This is a genomic window from Kitasatospora sp. NBC_00039 (assembly GCF_045160625.1).
In the GTDB taxonomy this organism is placed as follows: Bacteria; Actinomycetota; Actinomycetes; order Streptomycetales; family Streptomycetaceae; genus Kitasatospora.
In genome coordinates this window covers 875460-891553 of record NZ_CP108289.1, presented here as the reverse complement: position 1 = coordinate 891553, position 16094 = coordinate 875460, and the positions used below count along the sequence as shown (strand labels likewise).

Here is a 16094-nt window from a genome sequence, read left to right as displayed (position 1 = left end):
CGGCCTCAGGGAGTGCCCGAAGCGGGCTTGGGCGCGGGGGCCGGCGCCGCCTCGTCCCGGTACCAGTCGGCGTACTGCCGTACCCCGTCCGCGAAGTTGGTACGCGGCGACCACCCCAGCAGCCGCTTGGCCTGTGCGGCCGAGATGCGGCGCCCGGAGTAGTCGGCTGCCCGCGCCTCGATGTGCTCGATGCTGACCGGACCGAGCAACCGGTCGACGGTGTCGGCGATGTCCCGCACCGAGATCGCGGTCGAGCCCTCCAGGGCGAAGGTCTGGTCCTCGGCGGTGGGGGAGAGGGCCCGGACGTGGGCGTCCGCGAGGTCCTCGACGTAGACGAAGTTGCGGCTCTGCCGGCCGTCCCCCGCGATGGTGATCGGCCGTCCGGCCAGTGCCGCCTGCACGAACCGGGCGACCACCAGCTCGTCCCGCATCCGCGGCCCGTACGGGATGCCGTAGCGCAGGATGGTGAAGTGCCGCCCGTACAGCTCCCGGTAGCTGTGCACCAGCATCTCGGCGGCGAGCTTGGTGGCGACGTACAGGTGCCCGCTGTGGTCCAGCTCGATCGGCACGTGCTCGTCCAGCTCCTGCTCGCCGTTGTCCATCCCGGCCTCGGCGAGCGCGGCGCCGTAGACCCAGACGGTGCTGGCCAGCACGGTGCGGCTGAGCCCGCTGCGCCGGGCCGCCTCCAGGACGGCCTCGGTGCCGTCGATGTTGGTGCGCACGGCGCGGACCGGGTCGGCGGCGACGTGTTCGACGTCGGCCATCGCGGCGAGGTGGAAGACCACCTCGCTGCCGTCCAGGGCGGCGGTGAGCGCGGGCAGGTCCAGGATGTCGATCCGGGCGTGCTCGGCGCCGGGGTTGAGGTACTTGTCGGTGGTGTCCACCGCGAGCACCTCGTGCCCGGCCGACAGCAGCCGGTCCACGACGTGTGAGCCGATGAATCCGCACCCCCCGGTGACGGCTACGCGCACGTTCTCTCTCCTTCTCCGGCTGGCTGGGTCGGGGCTCTCCGGACGGCGGGGTGCTCCCGGCAGGGGCTCATCCCGCGAGCCGCCGGTGGACGGCCGTGACCGCCGCGATCACCTGGTCGGTCTCGTCCTCGGTCATGTCGGAGTGCACCGGCAGGCAGACCTGCCGGGCGCAGAGGTCCTCGGCGACCGGCAGCGGCCCCCGTCGGTAGGGGGCCAGGACCGGCTGCAGGTGCAGCGGGAGGTCGTACACCTCGCCGGAGAGCCGGACGGCGTGCTCCTCGGCCACCGCCCGCTTGAACGCGGCGCGGTCGACGCCGGCCGGCAGCAGCACCACGTACTTGTAGTAGTTGCTGCGCGAACCGGCCGGCTCGGCCATCGGCCGCAGGCCGTCGAGCCCGGCGAGCGCCGCGTCGTACCGCTGGGCGACCCGGCGCCTGGTCTCGACGAACTCCTTGAGCCGCCGCAGGTGCACCGTGCCGACGGCGGCGTTCAGCTCGCTCATCCGCCAGGAGGCGCCGAACCGGACGTGGTGGTTGGTGGTGAACGATCCCTTGCCCTGGTCACGGTGGATCCGGGCCTCGTCGCGCAGCTCGGCCGACTCGGTGAGGATCATGCCGCCCTCGCCGCTGGTGGTGACCTTGGTCGGATAGAACGAGAAGGCGCCGGCCAGGCCGAACGACCCGGCGGGGCGCCCGTCGTAGCTGCTGCCGTGGGCGTGTGCGGCGTCCTCCACCAGCGGGATGCCGCGCCGGTCGCAGATCGCGCGCAGGGCGTCCACCTCGGGGGTGATCAGCCCGCCGATGTGCACCAGCACCACGGCGGCGGTGTCCGGGGTGAGCGCCGCCTCCAGCGTCTCGGGGCTGAGGGCGAAGGTGGCCGGGTCGACGTCGGCGATGACCGGCCGCCCACCCGCGTGCAGGATGGCTCCGGCGGTCGCGTAGAAGGTGACGGCCGGGACGACCACGTCACGGTCGCGGACGTCGACGGTGCGCAGGACGATCTCCAGCGCCGCAGTGCCGCTGGCGACGGCGACCGCGTGCGTGGCACCGTGCTCGGCCGCGAAGGCCTCCTCGAACCGCTCGGTCCAGGGGCCGAGCGTCAGCGCGCCGGTGGCGAGGATCTCCGTCACCGCGTCCGCGACGGCCGAACGGTCGCTCTCGTCGAAGACGATGCGAGCGGCTGGAACGCCCATCGGGCCTCCTCCGGCAGCAGGATGAACACTTCATCGAACAGGCATCTCTGGGAAACACGTATCTCCGGGCAGACCGGGCAAAAACGGTCGGGCCAGGCACATCACGCTACTTCGCCCGCCCGGCCCCGGCCCGTCGTCACCGCCCACCCGGGTGATCCGCGGCCCCCAGCCCGCCGCGCCCCGCCGCCCTCGCCCGCCGCCCTCGCCCGCGCCCGCCGCCCGCCCAAGGGCTCCGGGAGGCGACCCCTCTGTCGCCCTGCGCAGGCCGCGGATACTCCGTCCGGGTGTCGCCATCGCTGCGCACACAGCACTCACCGGGCGTGTCCGAGGACGCCCGCGGCGCCCTCCCAGGCCCGGGCGCCCTCCCAGGCCCGGGCGCCCGACCAGGTCCGGCCGGGTCCGGCCGGGCCGGAACGGGGCGGCGGGGTGCCCACGACGGAGCGACAATTGACTCGGCCCGACTCAAGGCCCGCAGCCCGGCGGGGCCTGTGCGGAAGGAGGCCGGCGATGGTTCGTTCGGTCGGGATAGACCTGGGCACCACCAACTCCGTCGTCTGTGTCCTGGAGGGCGGCGAACCCACCGTCGTCCCCAACGCGGAGGGCGCCCGCACCACGCCGTCGGTGGTGGCGTTCGCCAAGGCCGGCGAGGTGCTGGTCGGCGAGGTGGCCAAGCGGCAGGCGGTGACCAACGTGGACCGCACCGCCCGTTCGGTGAAACGGCACGTCGGCGAGGCGCAGTGGCGCTTCCCCGAGGCCGGCGACGTGGACGGCCGGCGCTACACCGCGCAGGAGATCTCCGCCCGCGTGCTGCAGAAGCTGAAGCGCGACGCCGAGGCCTACCTGGGCGAGGACGTGACCGACGCCGTCGTCACCGTCCCGGCGTACTTCAACGACTCCCAGCGCACCGCGACCAAGGAGGCGGGCGAGATCGCCGGCCTGAGGGTGCTGCGCATCGTCAACGAGCCGACCGCGGCGGCGCTCGCGTACGGGCTGGACAAGGAGAACGACCAGACGATCCTGGTCTTCGACCTCGGCGGCGGCACCTTCGACGTCTCGCTGCTGGAGATCGGTGACGGGGTGGTCGAGGTGAAGTCCACGAACGGCGACACCCGTCTCGGCGGCGACGACTGGGACCAGAAGGTCGTGGACCACCTGGTGCAGCAGTTCAGGAACGGCTACGGGATCGATCTCGCCAAGGACAAGATGGCCGCGCAGCGGCTGCGCGAGGCCGCCGAGAAGGCCAAGATCGAACTCTCCTCGGCGAGCGAGACCAGCATCAACCTGCCCTACGTCAGCGCCTCCGCCGACGGTCCGCTGCACCTGGAGGAGAAACTCACCCGCGCCCAGTTCGAGCAGCTCACCGCCGACCTGCTGGAGCGGTGCAAGGGCCCGTTCCACCAGGCGGTGCAGGACGCCGGGATCCAGGTGTCCGACATCGACCACGTCATCCTGGTCGGCGGCTCGACCCGGATGCCGGCCGTCACCGAGCTGGTCAGGTCGCTCACCGGGAAGGACCCGCACAAGGGCGTCAACCCGGACGAGGTGGTGGCGGTCGGCGCCTCGCTCCAGGCCGGTGTGCTGAAGGGCGAGGTCAAGGACGTCCTGCTGCTCGACGTCACCCCGCTGTCCCTCGGCATCGAGACCAAGGGCGGCATCATGACCAGGCTGATCGAGCGCAACACGACCATTCCGACCAAGCGCTCGGAGATCTTCACCACGGCCGAGGACAACCAGCCGTCCGTGCAGATCCAGGTCTTCCAGGGCGAGCGCGAGATCGCCTCGTACAACAAGCGGCTCGGCATGTTCGAGCTGACCGGCCTGCCGCCCGCGCCCAGGGGCCTGCCCCAGATCGAGGTCACCTTCGACATCGACGCCAACGGCATCATGCACGTCGGCGCGAAGGACCTCGGTACCGGCCGCGAGCAGAAGATGACCGTCACCGGCGGCTCCTCGCTGCCGAAGGACGACATCCAGCGGATGATGCGGGACGCCGAGCAGCATGCCGAGGAGGACCGGCAGCGCAGGGAGACCGCGGAGACCCGCAACCAGGCCGAGCAGCTCGTCTACTCGACCGAGCGGCTCCTCGCCGACAACCCCGAGAAGGTCCCCGGCGAGGTCAGGACCGAGGTGGAGGCGGCGCTGGCCGACCTCAAGGAGAATCTCAAGGGCGAGGACACCGCTGCCGTCCGGATCTCGCTGGAGCGGGCGGCCCTCGTCGCGCAGAAGATCGGCACGGCCATCTACTCCCAGGCCTCGTCCGGCTCCGGCACCCGGCCCGCGGAAGGCGCCACGGACGGCTCGGCAGGCGGCCCGGCGGGCGGCTCCGAGGGCGCGCCGGGTGGCGAGGAGGAGGTCGTCGACGCCGAGATCGTGGACGAGGAGAGGCCTGGCCGTCCGGGCGGCTGAGCCGGGCCTCTCCTCGTCCGGAACGGCCGGCCGCGGCCCGCCGGCCTTCGCATAGAGTCCGGCCCATGGGGAACAGGGTGGGAGCGCGTGAGCTCTACGAAGGACTGCTGGGACACGAGGGCACGGATGCGTACGGGGAGGTCGTCACCCCGTGGCTGGACCGTGCCCAGGGTGGCTACCGCACCTCGCTCGCGGTGGCGGCCGAGTGCAGCGGGTGGTGGACGGCCTACCGCACCGACGACAGCGTCCTGAGCCTGCACCGGCAGCTCTACGCCCTGAGCCGGGTGAGCGACATCCTGCTGCTCGGCCGGCAGCCCTCCGGCGATGCGGTGGACGACGTCATGCCGTGGCCCGCGTTCCCGGACCACGAGTACCTCGGGCTGTTCGGCGCCCTCGGCATGACACCGGCCGGGGCCGGGGCGGGGCGCCGGTTCGACCCCGTCCTGCACGAGATCGTCGAGGTCGAGCAGGCCGACGACCCCCGGTCGCCGATCGAGGTCACCGGGGTGCTCTGGCCGGGCCTGATGCTCGGCGACCTCGTGTTCGGCCGGGCGGGCGTCCGGGTCCGGGCCGGCGCCGAGCATGCGCAGCGTGGTGTGGCCGACCGCTCGCCGCTGTACTGGGGCTTCCGGCGCCGTCACCGGCCGACCGTCGACCTCTCCCAGGGCTGGGGCGGCAACTCGCAGTGGGCGACCGGCCTGCGGCTCGACTACCGGACCTCGTCCGGCGACCGGCTCAACGTGGACGGCGACCGCCCGATCGACGGCAGCACGGCACTCGGCCTGGACCACCCGGAGAACCTCAGCCCGCAGGAGCGGCTGCTGACACCCCGCGAGCGCCGCGAACTGCTCCGCCACCGCTGCCTGCTCCGGACACCCGAAGCCGCCGCCGACCTGGCCGCTCTGGCCCCCTGGGAGAAGGAGCTGACGCCCTTCGACTGGATCCTCCCCGCCGGCGAGGAGTGAGCGGCGTGCCTCCTCCCCGCAGGCGCCGGCCCACCCGGCCGTGCGGCGGGAGTACGGGTAGTGTCGGCGGTCGTCAGGCCGGGGTGCGGCGCCGTGCCGGGCCCCGCCTCCTGCGGACGGAGGGCGATCGCCCGTCCGGTTCCGCGCGGCGGCGGAGGCCTCCGCCTGGCCGAAGGGTGGGTGGTCCCATGCCGTCGGGTCGTAGGGATCCGCTCGGACCGGCAGCCGGTGCCTGGGTGGCCGGCATCGACGTCGGCGGCACCGGGATCCGGCTCGCCCTTGCGCCCGGCACCTGGCCCGAGGATCTTTCCGGCGCGCGGACGACGGCCGTCGCCGTGGCTGCCCGGGTCGGCGCGTCGGGCCATGACGCGGACGCGCTGCTCGCCGCACTGCTCCCTGCCCTCGACGCCCTGGCCGCCGGGCTGCCCACGGGCGCGAGGATCGGCGCCGTCGCCGTGGGCGCCACCGGGATGGCCCTGCTCGGCCGCGACCTCGCCGCCAAGCTCCCCGGTCCGCTGGCCCGCGCCACCGGCGCGGCGCGGCTGGTGCTGGCCGGTGACGCCGTCGCCGCGTACGCGGGCGCGCTCGGCACCCGGGCGGGCGTCGTGGTGGCGGCCGGCACCGGCCTGGTGGCGGTCGGCTACCACCCGGTCGCGGGCTGGCGGCGGGCCGACGGCTGGGGCCAACTGCTCGGCGACTGCGGCAGCGGCGGCTGGATCGGGCGCGCGGGCCTGGAGGCGGCTCTGCGCGCGTACGACGGGCGGGCCGGCGGCTCGCCCGCCCTGCTGGCGGCGGCCGAACAGCGCTACGGCCCGGTGACCGGCCTGCCCGCCGCGCTCCAGCCACGCCCCGACCGTGCCGCGCTGCTGGCGGCCTTCGCCCCGGACGTGGCCGCCGCGGCCGACACCGGCTGCCCGGTCGCGGACGGGATCGTCCGGCGTGCCGCCGGGGAGATCGCCACCAGCGCGACGGCCGCCGCCACCGCAGCCGGGCTCACGGCACCCACGCTCGCCCTGACCGGAGGCCTGTTCCGTCTCACCCGCCTTCGCGAAGCCACCCGCACCGCTCTGACCACCCGCCTCCCGTCGGCCCGTCTCCACCGGCCCGACGGCCCGCCCCTGCTGGGAGCCCTCCGCCTGGCCGCCACCGCGGCGACGGGCCTGCCCTGGCCGGTCGATCCGCCCCTGCTCGACGTCCTGCGCACGCCCGCCGCCTGAACGCCGACCGAACGCCGCCACCGGCGGGAGGTGCGCCGTCAGGCCGTCCGGACGGCGAGCGTGCCCTCGAAGCGCGCCCCCGATGGGCGCTCCTGACGGTGCCCCCGGCGCGTCCTGCGGACCCGCCCCGGCTCCCTCGCCGGGCGAGCCGGGGCAGAGCGGCGCAGGATGGATCCTCCCGGGCAGCACGAGGCTCCCGGGTTCCACCAGCGGAACGGGCCGGCGATGGGAGGCCGTCATGATCGGTATGGCGGACATCAGGGAATGGCGCGGCCAGGCCGTGGTCGACGAGAAGGACCACCGGATCGGCACGCTCGAATCCGTCTACGTGGAGACCGCCAGCGATCAGCCGTTCTTCGCCACGGTGACGGTCGGCCTGCCGACCCGCCACCGGCTGGCGTTCGTCCCGCTGGACGGCGCCGTGGTCGGGCCGGGGTACGTACGGGTCGCGTTCCCCAAGAGCCTGGTCAAACAGTCGCCCTCGATCGATCCCGACGACGTCCTGCCGGCCGAGGACGAACCGGCGGTCTTCGCCCACTACGAACTGGCCTACGAGACCGGTGCCGGCGGCGAACGCCGGCTCGCCCGGCGCTGAGGCCGGCCCCGGGCCGGTCCCGGCGCGCCGTTCCCCCGTGCGGCCGCGCCGGGACGGGACACTCGGTCGTCGCCTCCCGGCACCGCCGGGCGGAGTCCCGACCTGTCCGACCGCCACCTCCCACCCCCGGGCTGCCACCGATGTCCGTCTCCATCGCCCTGTTCACCCAGGACCTCCGCCTGCACGACAACCCCGTCCTGCGGGGCGCCCTGGACTCCGCCGACGAGGTCGTGCCGCTCTTCGTCCTGGACCCGGACGTCGCCGCCGCCGGCTTCGCCGCGCCCAACCGGGCCGCATTCCTCGCCGACTGTCTCGCCGACCTCGACGCCGGGCTGCGCGCCCTCGGCGGGCGGCTGGTGCTGCGACGCGGACCGGCCGCCGTGGCGACGGCCCGGCTGGCCGAGGAGGTCGGCGCCGCCTCGGTGCACGTCGCGGCCGGTGTCAGCGCCTTCGCCCAGCGCCGGGAGCTGGCCCTGCGGGCACTCCTCGGCCCGCGCCTGCACGTCCACGACAGCTCGCTCACGGTGGCCGTGCCCGGGGCGCTCACGCCCGCGGGCAAGGACCACTACGCCGTGTTCACCCCGTACTTCCGCGTCTGGCAGCAGGCGCCGCGCCGGCCGGTCCACCGCGCGCCCACGGCGGTGCGCACACCGGCAGGCGTCGGCGGCGAGCCGCTGCCCGCCGCCGTCCCCGACTCTCCGGGCCTGCCGGCCGGCGGGGAGCGGGCCGGGAGGAAGCTCTGGCGGGGCTACGCCCTCGCCCGCTACGACGAGTTGCACGACGACCTCGCGGCCGACGGGACATCACGCCTCTCGCCGTACCTGCACTTCGGCTGCCTCTCCGCCGCCGAACTGGCCGCCTCCGCCGGACGGAAGGGCGGCAGCGGTGCGGACGCGTTCGTCCGGCAGCTCGTCTGGCGGGACTTCCACCACCAGGTGCTGGCCGCCCGCCCGGAGGCCGCCCACCGCGACTACCGCACCCGCGGCGACCGCTGGCTCTCCGACAGTGCGGAGGCCGAGGCCTGGCGCGAGGGGCGCACCGGCTTCCCGCTGGTGGACGCCGGGATGCGCCAACTCGCCCACGAGGGCTGGATGCACAACCGCGCCCGGCTGGTCACGGCGTCCTTCCTGGTGAAGACGCTCTACCAGGACTGGCGGACGGGGGCCCGGCACTTCCTGCGCCTGCTGGTCGACGGTGACGTGGCGAACAACCAGCTCAACTGGCAGTGGGTGGCCGGGACCGGCACCGACACCCGGCCGAACCGCGTGCTGAACCCACTCGCCCAGGCCGACCGGCTGGATCCGGACGGCGCCTACGTGCGGCGCTGGGTGCCCGAACTCGCCGCCCTCCCCGGGCGGGCCGTCCACCGCCCGTGGCGCCTGGACCGCCCGCCCGCCCGCTATCCGGCACCACTCGTCGACCCCGACGCGATCTCCGCCCGCCTCCGCCACGGCCGCGGTCTCGACTGAGCAGACCGGCCGCTTGGTCGCCCGCGCCGCCCGTACCCGCATGCCTGCCGCGCCCGGCCGCCGTGCCCGCCGTGCCCGCCCGGGACGTCGGAAGCGGGCGCGCCGCGGACCCGCGGGTCCGCCTGGATCGTCCCGGAGTTCCCGGACCGCCCGATATTCCGTCATGCGTCGTTCATGTCCCGGTCGCTGACCTTCGGATGAATGGGGCCGCACGCAGTTGTACAGCCAACTGCGGAAACCCTCCTCCCGCCTCCGTGACCAGCCGCCGACGGACCCGGCCCTGCCCGTACCCCCGGGCGGGCCGGCTGCCCGAGCGCGGCGGACAGGACAACCGTGGCCACCGGCAGCGCCCTGACGCTCACCTCACCCGCCAGCCCCGTCGAGGGTGACCGGCTCACCTTTCACTGGACGACCGACGCTCCCGACGCCAAGAACTGGGTCGGCATCTACGACGGCACCCGCCAGCCCGGCACCGGCAGCTCCCTGCTCTGGAAGTACACGGCGGCCGCCGCCGGCGACGTCCAGCTCGACACCTCGGCGCTCACCGGCGGCCCGTACACCGCCTACCTGCTGGCCAAGGACGGCTACGGAATCCTGGCGAAGACCGCCCCGTTCACCTTCCGCCCCAAGCCCGCCGTCGTCCGCCCGCACAGCGCCGTCGACGCGCTGACCACCGCCCCGGTCGCCCCCGGCGCCGCCGTCTCGGTGCGGCTCGGCGGCCTCTGGTCCCGCCCGGCCGGGAACCCGGCGGGGACGGCCACCTTCCGCAAGATCAGCGGAGCTTCCTGGCTCTCGGTGGCCGCCGACGGCACGGTCACCGGTACCGCGCCAGCCGGCGCGACCAGGAACCCCGAGACGGTCGTCGTCGGCGTCCGGGACAGCGCCGGTGCCACCGACAGCGTCACCGTGCAGGTCCCGGTCGCCGATCCGGCCGGCCCGCTGCGCCTGAAGGTGGCGAGCTGGAACCTCGCCGAGGCGGGCGCCGCCTTCACCGACGCGCCGGAGAAGCAGCTGCGCGTCGTCCTCGCCCAGGGCCTGGACGTGCTGGCGCTCCAGGAGACCGCCGGGACGGCCGCCCAGAGCCTGGCCGGCGCCCTCGGCTGGTACGCCTACCAGAGCGCCGGCAGCGTGGGCATCCTGAGCCGGTACCCGCTGACCGCCGTCACGGCCGTCACCGCCTCGCTGCCCGCCGCCGGGGCCACCCTCCAGCTTCCTGGCGGCCGCGCCGTCCGTTTCTGGGCCGCCCACCTGGACGAGGCCGACTACGGCCCGTACGCCGTCCAGGACGGCCGGAGCGCCGCCCAGGTGGAGGCCGCCGAGACCGCCTCCACCCGCGGCCGGCAGGCCAAGGCGCTCGCCGCCGCCGTCCAGGCGGACGTCACCGCCGGGCGGGCCGTCGTCCTCGGTGCCGACCTCGCCTCGCCGTCGCACCTGGACTGGACGGCCGCCACCGCCGCCTCCCACAACGGGGTCGGCCCGGTCGGCTGGCCGGTGACCACCGCGCTCCAGGCCGCCGGACTGACCGACAGCTTCCGTGAGGAGAACCGCGACCCGGCCAAGGCGCCCGGCCACACCTGGTCCCCGGTCCGCAAGCAGCGCGGCAGCAAGCCGGAGCCGCAGGACCGGATCGACTACGTCCTGTACGGCGGCCCGCTGAAGCTGGTCGAGGCGCACACCCTCGTCGCCGACTGGCCCGCCACCGGCACCGACCCGGCCGCCCTCGCCGCCAACCAGTGGCCCTCCGACACGGCCGCCGCCGTCGCCACCTTCCAGCTCTGACGGCCCGGCGCGCACCCGCGCGCCTCCGCGCCCCGGCGCCCGCCCACCCTCCTCCGCCACCCCCGAGAGGCCCGTTCGCCATGTCCGAACTCTCCCGCCGTACCTTCGTCGGCGCCACCGCGGCCGCCGGCGCCGCCGTGCTCACCGGCCTTCCCGCCGCACCCGCCGACGCCGCACCCGTGCCCGCCGCAGGCCGGCTCACCGGCACCATCGCCGACGTCAAGCACGTCGTCGTCCTCATGCAGGAGAACCGCAGCTTCGACCACTACTTCGGCACCCTCAACGGCGTCCGCGGCTTCGGCGACAAGCAGGCCCTCCGGTTCCCGGACGGGACGGACGTGTTCCGCCAGCCCGACGCCGGGCGCAGCGACGGCGGCGTGATGCTGCCGTACCGCATGGACACCTCCAAGTACAACGCGCAGAACGCGGGCGGCCTCGCCCACGACTGGGCCACCGGCCACCAGGCGATCAACAACGGTGCGATGAACAAGTGGATCGCCGCCAAGGGCGAGCGCACGATGGGGTACTTCACCCGCGCCGACATCCCCTACCAGTACGCGCTGGCCGACGCGTTCACCCTGTGCGATGCCTACTTCACCTCGTTGGCGGGCCCGACCGACCCCAACCGGCTCTACCTCTGGACGGGTACCGCCGGTCCCGGCCGGGACGGCACCACCGGCCCGTGGATCGACAACACCCCGGTGACGGACAACCCGGTCGCCGACTGGACGACCTACGCCGAGCGCCTCCAGGCAGCCGGTGTGAGCTGGCGCGTCTACCACAACCCGAGCAAGGACGACCGGACGGGCGACTACGACGACAACGCCCTCTCCTACTTCAAGCAGTTCCACAACTTCCCCACCACCGACCCGCGTTACGTCAACGCGATGACCAGGTTCGACCCGGCCGCGTTCGACGCGCACTGCAAGGACGGCACCCTGCCGACCATCTCCTGGCTGGTCGCGCCGTACCTCTTCTCCGAACACCCGGAGGCCGGGCCGGCGTACGGGGCGCACTGGGTCGACATGGCGCTGCAGTCGCTGATGTCGAACCCGGCGGTCTGGCAGCACACCGTCTTTCTGGTGATGTACGACGAGAACGACGGCTACTTCGACCACATGGTCCCGCCCACCCCCGAACCGGGCACGCCCGAGGAGTACACCCAGGGGCGGGCGATCGGCCTCGGCAACCGGGTGCCGCTCTGGGCCATCTCGCCCTGGTCACGCGGCGGATACGTCAACTCCCAGGTGTTCGACCACACCTCGGTGCTGCGATTCATGGAGCAGGTCACCGGCGTCGCCGAGCCCAACATCTCCGCGTGGCGGCGGGCCGTCTGCGGCGACCTCACCAGCTGCTTCGACTTCACCGCCCCCGACTACTCGATACCGGCGCTGCCCGACACCAACGCCCTGATGGCCAAGGCCGACGCGGGCACCAAGCTCCCGGGCGTCCAACTCCCGGCCGCCGGCGCCCAGTCGATGCCCGTCCAGGAACGCGGCGAGCGCCCGCACCGCCACCTGCCCTACCAGCCCTGGGCCGACGTCGACGTGGACCGGAAGACCGGCAAGGTCACCTGCACCATGACCAACGACGGCACGGTCGCCTTCCCGTACACCGTCTACCCGAACATCGTGCTCCCGTTCGCCGGCACGCCCTACACGGTGGCCCCCGGTGCCACCGCCACCTACGTCTGGGAGGCCGCCGCGACCCACGGCCGCTACGACTTCACGGTCCACGGCCCCGACGGCTTCGTCCGCCGCTTCGCCGGCACCGTGGTCCGTGACGGCCGGAACGCCCCGGACGGCCCGGACGGCCAGAACGACGTCGGCGTGCCGATCGTGACGGCCGACCTGAGCAACTCCTCCCGGCTCACCCTCCAACTGGTCAACGACGGCATGACCGACGTCGCCTTCACCGCCGCGCCCAACGACTTCGCGGGCACCGCGCAGACCGTCTGGGTCAAGCCCGGCAAGCAGGTCAACCTGGCCTGGCCGCTGGACAAGCAGGGCCGCTACGACGTCGTCGTGACGGCCGCCACCGGCCTGCGGTTCACCCAGCGCTACGCGGGCTGGGTCCACTGACCACCCCTTGAGCGAGACCGCCTGCTGAGCGCGACCACCCGCCCCAAGCCCGGCCGCACCACCGTCCGGGGGCTCCGAACCGGTGACCCCCGGACGTGGCGCGGCCACCCCGCCGGGCCACGCGGCTACCGTCGGGCGCATGCAGAAAATCATCACCTTCCTCTGGTTCGACGACCAGGCCGAAGAGGCCGCCCGCTTCTACACCTCGCTGTTCGCCAACTCCCGGATCACCGTCATCACGCACTACGGCGCGGACGGCCCCGGCAAGCAGGGCTCCGTCATGACGGTCGAGTTCGAGCTCGACGGCCAGCGCTTCGCCGCCCTCAACGGCGGTCCCACGTTCCACTTCACCGAGGCCATCTCGCTCCAGGTGGAGTGCGCCGACCAGCAGGAGGTCGACCGGCTCTGGACCGGGCTCCTCGCCGACGGCGGCGAGGAGAGCGCCTGTGGCTGGCTCAAGGACCGCTACGGCCTCTCCTGGCAGATCACCCCCCGCGTTCTGATCGACCTGATCGCCGATCCGGACCGGGGCAAGGTCGACCGCGTCATGGCGGCCATGATGCGGATGCGGAAGCTGGAGATCCAGCCGCTCCTCGACGCGGCGCGGGGGTGAGGCCGTGAGTGCCGCGCCCTACCGCTGCATCCTCTACCTCAGGGCCACCCCCGAGCACGTCTGGCACGCGCTCACCAACGCGGACGAGTCCGCCGTCTACTGGGGCCACCGCAACGTCTCGACCTGGCTGCCCGGCGCCCGCTGGGAGCACCGGCGCGCCGACGACTCCGGCATCGCCGACGTGGCCGGCACCGTCGAGACCGTCGAACGCCCGCACCTGCTGGTCACCACCTGGGCCGGTCCGGACGAGCAGCGCCCGGCCGGCCCCTCCCGGGTCACCTTCGAGCTCCAGGGGCACCTGGACCTCACCCGGCTCACCGTCACCCACGACCGGCTCGCCGACGAGGCCGAGCGCGCCGACGCCGAAGCCGGCTGGGCGGCCGTCCTGTCCAACCTGAAGACCTACCTGGAGAGCGGCCGGCCGCTCCCGCAGGAACCCTGGTCGATGCCCTGACACCCGGCCGTGGGGCGTGTCCGACCGCTCCCGCCCGGCGCTCCCCAGGTCAGAACACCTAGGCCCGCTCGCCCGCCCGGTTGCCGCGCCAGAGCCGGGCCAGCCGGGCGGGCCGCAGCCGTCCGGAGCGCAGCCGCTCGCCGCGGGCGAGCCGGCGCAGCCACGCGAACCGGGAGAACCGCTCCCGGTTCGCCACCGAGGCCCGGTCCAGCTCCTCCATCAGCCGCCGGCTGCGGTGTTCGAGGTCCAGCTCGTCCAGGATCCGGTCCACCTCGGCCAGCAGCGCGCCGTGCAGCTGCCACGCCTCCGGGTGCTCCTGCACCTGCCGCAGCAGCAGCTGGGCGACGTTCTCGCGGCTGGCCCAGGCGGCGGCCAGCTCTGAGGTGAGCCGCCGTTCGGCCTCCTCGGCGTTGCTGCTCACCTGGGTGGTGACCAGCACCGCGAAGCTCACCAGGGCCCCGCCGACGTGCGCCAGCAGCTCCTCCAGCGCCACCGCGACCTCGGCCGGGAGGAGCCGCTCGCCCGGTGCGCGCCGCTTGGCCAGGTCGGTCAGCGAGCGGGCCAGCACCCGGATCACCACCACGCAGATCTCCAGCGTGTCCAGCCCCGTGCGCAGCACCAGCCGGGAGAGCAGGCCCTCGCTGATCCGCGGGTTGAGCCGCAGGCTGTCCTCGGCCTGCCGCAGTGCCCCGTCCACGTCGGCGATGGCCTGGTCCAGCCGCCGGGCCTCGTGCAGGCGCTCGGCCGCGCGCTCGACCGGAGTGGGCCGGCCGAGCTCCTCGGCGATGCCGTTCAGCAGGTGACGGGCGCGCCGGGCGAGGTCCTCGATCGACTCGCCGGCCGTGTCCACCCAGACCGGCGGCGCGAACACCAGGTTGAACAGCAGCCCGACGACGGCGCCGATCAGCGTCTCCAGCACCCGGTCCCAGGCCTGCGAGGTCACCTGCGAGACGCCCAGGATGAGCATCGCGCTGATCGCCACCTCCTGGACGAACTCGTCCACCCGGACGAACCGGCCGATCGTCAGCGAGGCCAGGATGATCAGCCCGAGGCTCCACCAGGAGAGCCCGACCACCGAGCTGAACCCGATCGCGATCAGCACCCCGACGACCACCGAGTTGACCCGGCGGATGCTGGTGGTCAGCGTCGAGTAGACGGTGACCTGGACCACCAGCAGCGCCGTCAGCGGCGCGGTCAGCGGGGCCGGCTCACTGCTCAACTGGGTGGCCACCGCGTACGACAGGGTGGCGGCCACCGTCGCCCGGATCGTCTGGACGACGAAGGGTTCTCGGGTGCCGCGGCGCAGTGCGGTCGCGAAGGACTCCGGTAGTAGGGCCATGCCGCCCTTCTTCCCCCGTGACGCGGCCTCCACCGCCGAACCGCCGGACCGCTACCCGAAAGAGCCGCCCGCCGGTGCGGCCGGGGGTGGTGCTACGGCTGCTTGCGCTGGTCGCGGAGCAGCTTCCACGGCGCCATCGCCGACTCGACCTGCACCCCGAGGCTCATCTTCGACGCGCCCTTGATCCGCTCCTCGAAGCGGATCGGCACCTCCCGGACGGTCAGCCCGCGCTTGACGACGCGGTAGTTCAGCTCGACCTGGAACGAGTACCCGTTGCTGTTCACCGAGGGCAGGTCGATCGCCCGCAGGGTCTCCGCCCGCCAGGCCTTGAAACCGGCGGTGGCGTCCCGGACCCCGAGGCTGAGGATCGTGTTGACGTAGAAGTTCGCCCAGGCCGACAGGGCCTTGCGGTGCCACGGCCACTCCTCGGCGGTCGAGCCGCCGGGCACGTAGCGGGAGCCGATCACGACGGCGGTGTCGTCGGCCAGCAGTGTCTCCACCATCACCGGGAGCACCGACGCGGGGTGCGAGAGGTCGGCGTCCATCTGGATCACCACGTCCGCGCCCTCCTCCAGGGCCCGGGTCATGCCCGCGATGTACGCCCGCCCGAGGCCGTCCTTCTCGGTGCGGTGCAGCACGCCGACCGTGCCGGGGGAGTCCGCCGCGAGCTTGTCCGCGACGTCCCCGGTGCCGTCGGGGGAGTTGTCGTCGACCACCAGCAGGTTCAGGCCGGGCAGCTCGAGGTCCGCGAGCAGCCCGGCGAGGACCGGGAGGTTCTCCCGCTCGTTGTACGTGGGTACGACGACAACGACCTTGGGGGAGGCCTCGACCATGTTCTATCCCTCGCGCGATCCCCGGCCCGTGGCGCGCCGTCGGCGCCTGCACCCGGCCGGACAGTTGTTCATGTCGGTCGGGCGAGTCTAGCCGCGTGGGGATGGGCGGGTTCCACCGCGGGTGCCCGGTGGTAGGCCCAGGGGCGCCGAGCGGGCGACGCGCGGGGGCACGCCCGCCGC

13 protein-coding genes are annotated in these 16094 nt (G+C 73.9%); 9 read left to right on the top strand and 4 right to left on the bottom strand.

Features of this window, described 5'->3' with window-relative positions:
- Window positions 1–5: 5 nt before the first annotated feature.
- Together OG286_RS04370 and OG286_RS04365 are read right to left on the bottom strand one after the other, a co-directional pair.
- Window positions 6–971 (bottom strand): NAD-dependent epimerase/dehydratase family protein, encoded by a 966-nt coding sequence (locus tag OG286_RS04370; RefSeq protein ID WP_396322239.1) that lies wholly within the window; start codon window positions 969–971, stop codon window positions 6–8.
- A gap of 67 nt (window positions 972–1038) precedes the next feature.
- A complete protein-coding gene (locus tag OG286_RS04365) occupies window positions 1039–2163 on the bottom strand; it encodes a DegT/DnrJ/EryC1/StrS family aminotransferase (RefSeq protein WP_396322240.1) in 1125 nt (374 codons plus the stop codon).
- 507 nt (window positions 2164–2670) lie between these two features.
- Between OG286_RS04365 and dnaK the strand changes: the two genes are divergently transcribed.
- The 9 genes from dnaK (at window position 2671) to OG286_RS04320 (ending at window position 13742) form a co-directional block, all read left to right on the top strand.
- The gene (gene dnaK, locus OG286_RS04360) at window positions 2671–4569 is read left to right on the top strand and encodes a molecular chaperone DnaK (RefSeq protein ID WP_405363055.1); all 1899 of its coding nucleotides are present in this window, start codon (window positions 2671–2673) and stop codon (window positions 4567–4569) included.
- 65 nt (window positions 4570–4634) lie between these two features.
- Entirely contained in the window at window positions 4635–5534 is a 900-nt protein-coding gene (locus OG286_RS04355; RefSeq protein ID WP_405363057.1) for a hypothetical protein, read from the top strand.
- A 188-nt stretch (window positions 5535–5722) separates the two neighbouring features.
- Window positions 5723–6751 carry a BadF/BadG/BcrA/BcrD ATPase family protein gene (locus OG286_RS04350; protein WP_396322243.1) on the top strand — a complete coding sequence of 343 codons (1029 nt, stop codon included), beginning with the start codon at window positions 5723–5725 and terminating at the stop codon, window positions 6749–6751.
- 238 nt (window positions 6752–6989) lie between these two features.
- Complete coding sequence (locus OG286_RS04345; protein WP_405363059.1) at window positions 6990–7346, top strand: PRC-barrel domain-containing protein; 357 nt, start codon at window positions 6990–6992, stop codon at window positions 7344–7346.
- 140 nt (window positions 7347–7486) lie between these two features.
- Complete coding sequence (locus OG286_RS04340; protein ID WP_405363061.1) at window positions 7487–8815, top strand: cryptochrome/photolyase family protein; 1329 nt, start codon at window positions 7487–7489, stop codon at window positions 8813–8815.
- A gap of 333 nt (window positions 8816–9148) precedes the next feature.
- On the top strand, window positions 9149–10594 hold the full coding sequence (locus OG286_RS04335; RefSeq protein ID WP_405364752.1) for an endonuclease/exonuclease/phosphatase family protein: 1446 nt from the start codon (window positions 9149–9151) through the stop codon (window positions 10592–10594).
- Between the two features lie 80 nt (window positions 10595–10674).
- A complete protein-coding gene (locus OG286_RS04330; protein WP_405364750.1) occupies window positions 10675–12675 on the top strand; it encodes a phosphocholine-specific phospholipase C in 2001 nt (666 codons plus the stop codon).
- 139 nt (window positions 12676–12814) lie between these two features.
- A complete protein-coding gene (locus OG286_RS04325; protein ID WP_396322248.1) occupies window positions 12815–13288 on the top strand; it encodes a VOC family protein in 474 nt (157 codons plus the stop codon).
- A gap of 4 nt (window positions 13289–13292) precedes the next feature.
- A complete protein-coding gene (locus OG286_RS04320) occupies window positions 13293–13742 on the top strand; it encodes an SRPBCC domain-containing protein (protein WP_396322249.1) in 450 nt (149 codons plus the stop codon).
- Window positions 13743–13800: 58 nt separating this feature from the next.
- On the opposite strand, the gene OG286_RS04315 is transcribed toward OG286_RS04320, so the two are convergent.
- Window positions 13801–15081 carry an aromatic acid exporter family protein gene (locus OG286_RS04315; protein ID WP_396322250.1) on the bottom strand — a complete coding sequence of 427 codons (1281 nt, stop codon included), beginning with the start codon at window positions 15079–15081 and terminating at the stop codon, window positions 13801–13803.
- A gap of 92 nt (window positions 15082–15173) precedes the next feature.
- Window positions 15174–15914 (bottom strand): polyprenol monophosphomannose synthase, encoded by a 741-nt coding sequence (locus OG286_RS04310; RefSeq protein ID WP_405363067.1) that lies wholly within the window; start codon window positions 15912–15914, stop codon window positions 15174–15176.
- Window positions 15915–16094 lie beyond the last annotated feature (180 nt).

Coding starts and splice junctions, on each gene's coding strand:
- OG286_RS04355 (WP_405363057.1), top strand. CDS start 4,635: ATGGGGAACAGGGTGGGAGCGCGTGAGCTCTACGAAGGACTGCTGGGA.
- OG286_RS04365 (WP_396322240.1), bottom strand. CDS start 2,163: ATGGGCGTTCCAGCCGCTCGCATCGTCTTCGACGAGAGCGACCGTTCG.
- OG286_RS04345 (WP_405363059.1), top strand. CDS start 6,990: ATGATCGGTATGGCGGACATCAGGGAATGGCGCGGCCAGGCCGTGGTC.
- OG286_RS04330 (WP_405364750.1), top strand. CDS start 10,675: ATGTCCGAACTCTCCCGCCGTACCTTCGTCGGCGCCACCGCGGCCGCC.
- OG286_RS04350 (WP_396322243.1), top strand. CDS start 5,723: ATGCCGTCGGGTCGTAGGGATCCGCTCGGACCGGCAGCCGGTGCCTGG.
- OG286_RS04310 (WP_405363067.1), bottom strand. CDS start 15,914: ATGGTCGAGGCCTCCCCCAAGGTCGTTGTCGTCGTACCCACGTACAAC.
- OG286_RS04315 (WP_396322250.1), bottom strand. CDS start 15,081: ATGGCCCTACTACCGGAGTCCTTCGCGACCGCACTGCGCCGCGGCACC.
- dnaK (WP_405363055.1), top strand. CDS start 2,671: ATGGTTCGTTCGGTCGGGATAGACCTGGGCACCACCAACTCCGTCGTC.
- OG286_RS04340 (WP_405363061.1), top strand. CDS start 7,487: ATGTCCGTCTCCATCGCCCTGTTCACCCAGGACCTCCGCCTGCACGAC.
- OG286_RS04325 (WP_396322248.1), top strand. CDS start 12,815: ATGCAGAAAATCATCACCTTCCTCTGGTTCGACGACCAGGCCGAAGAG.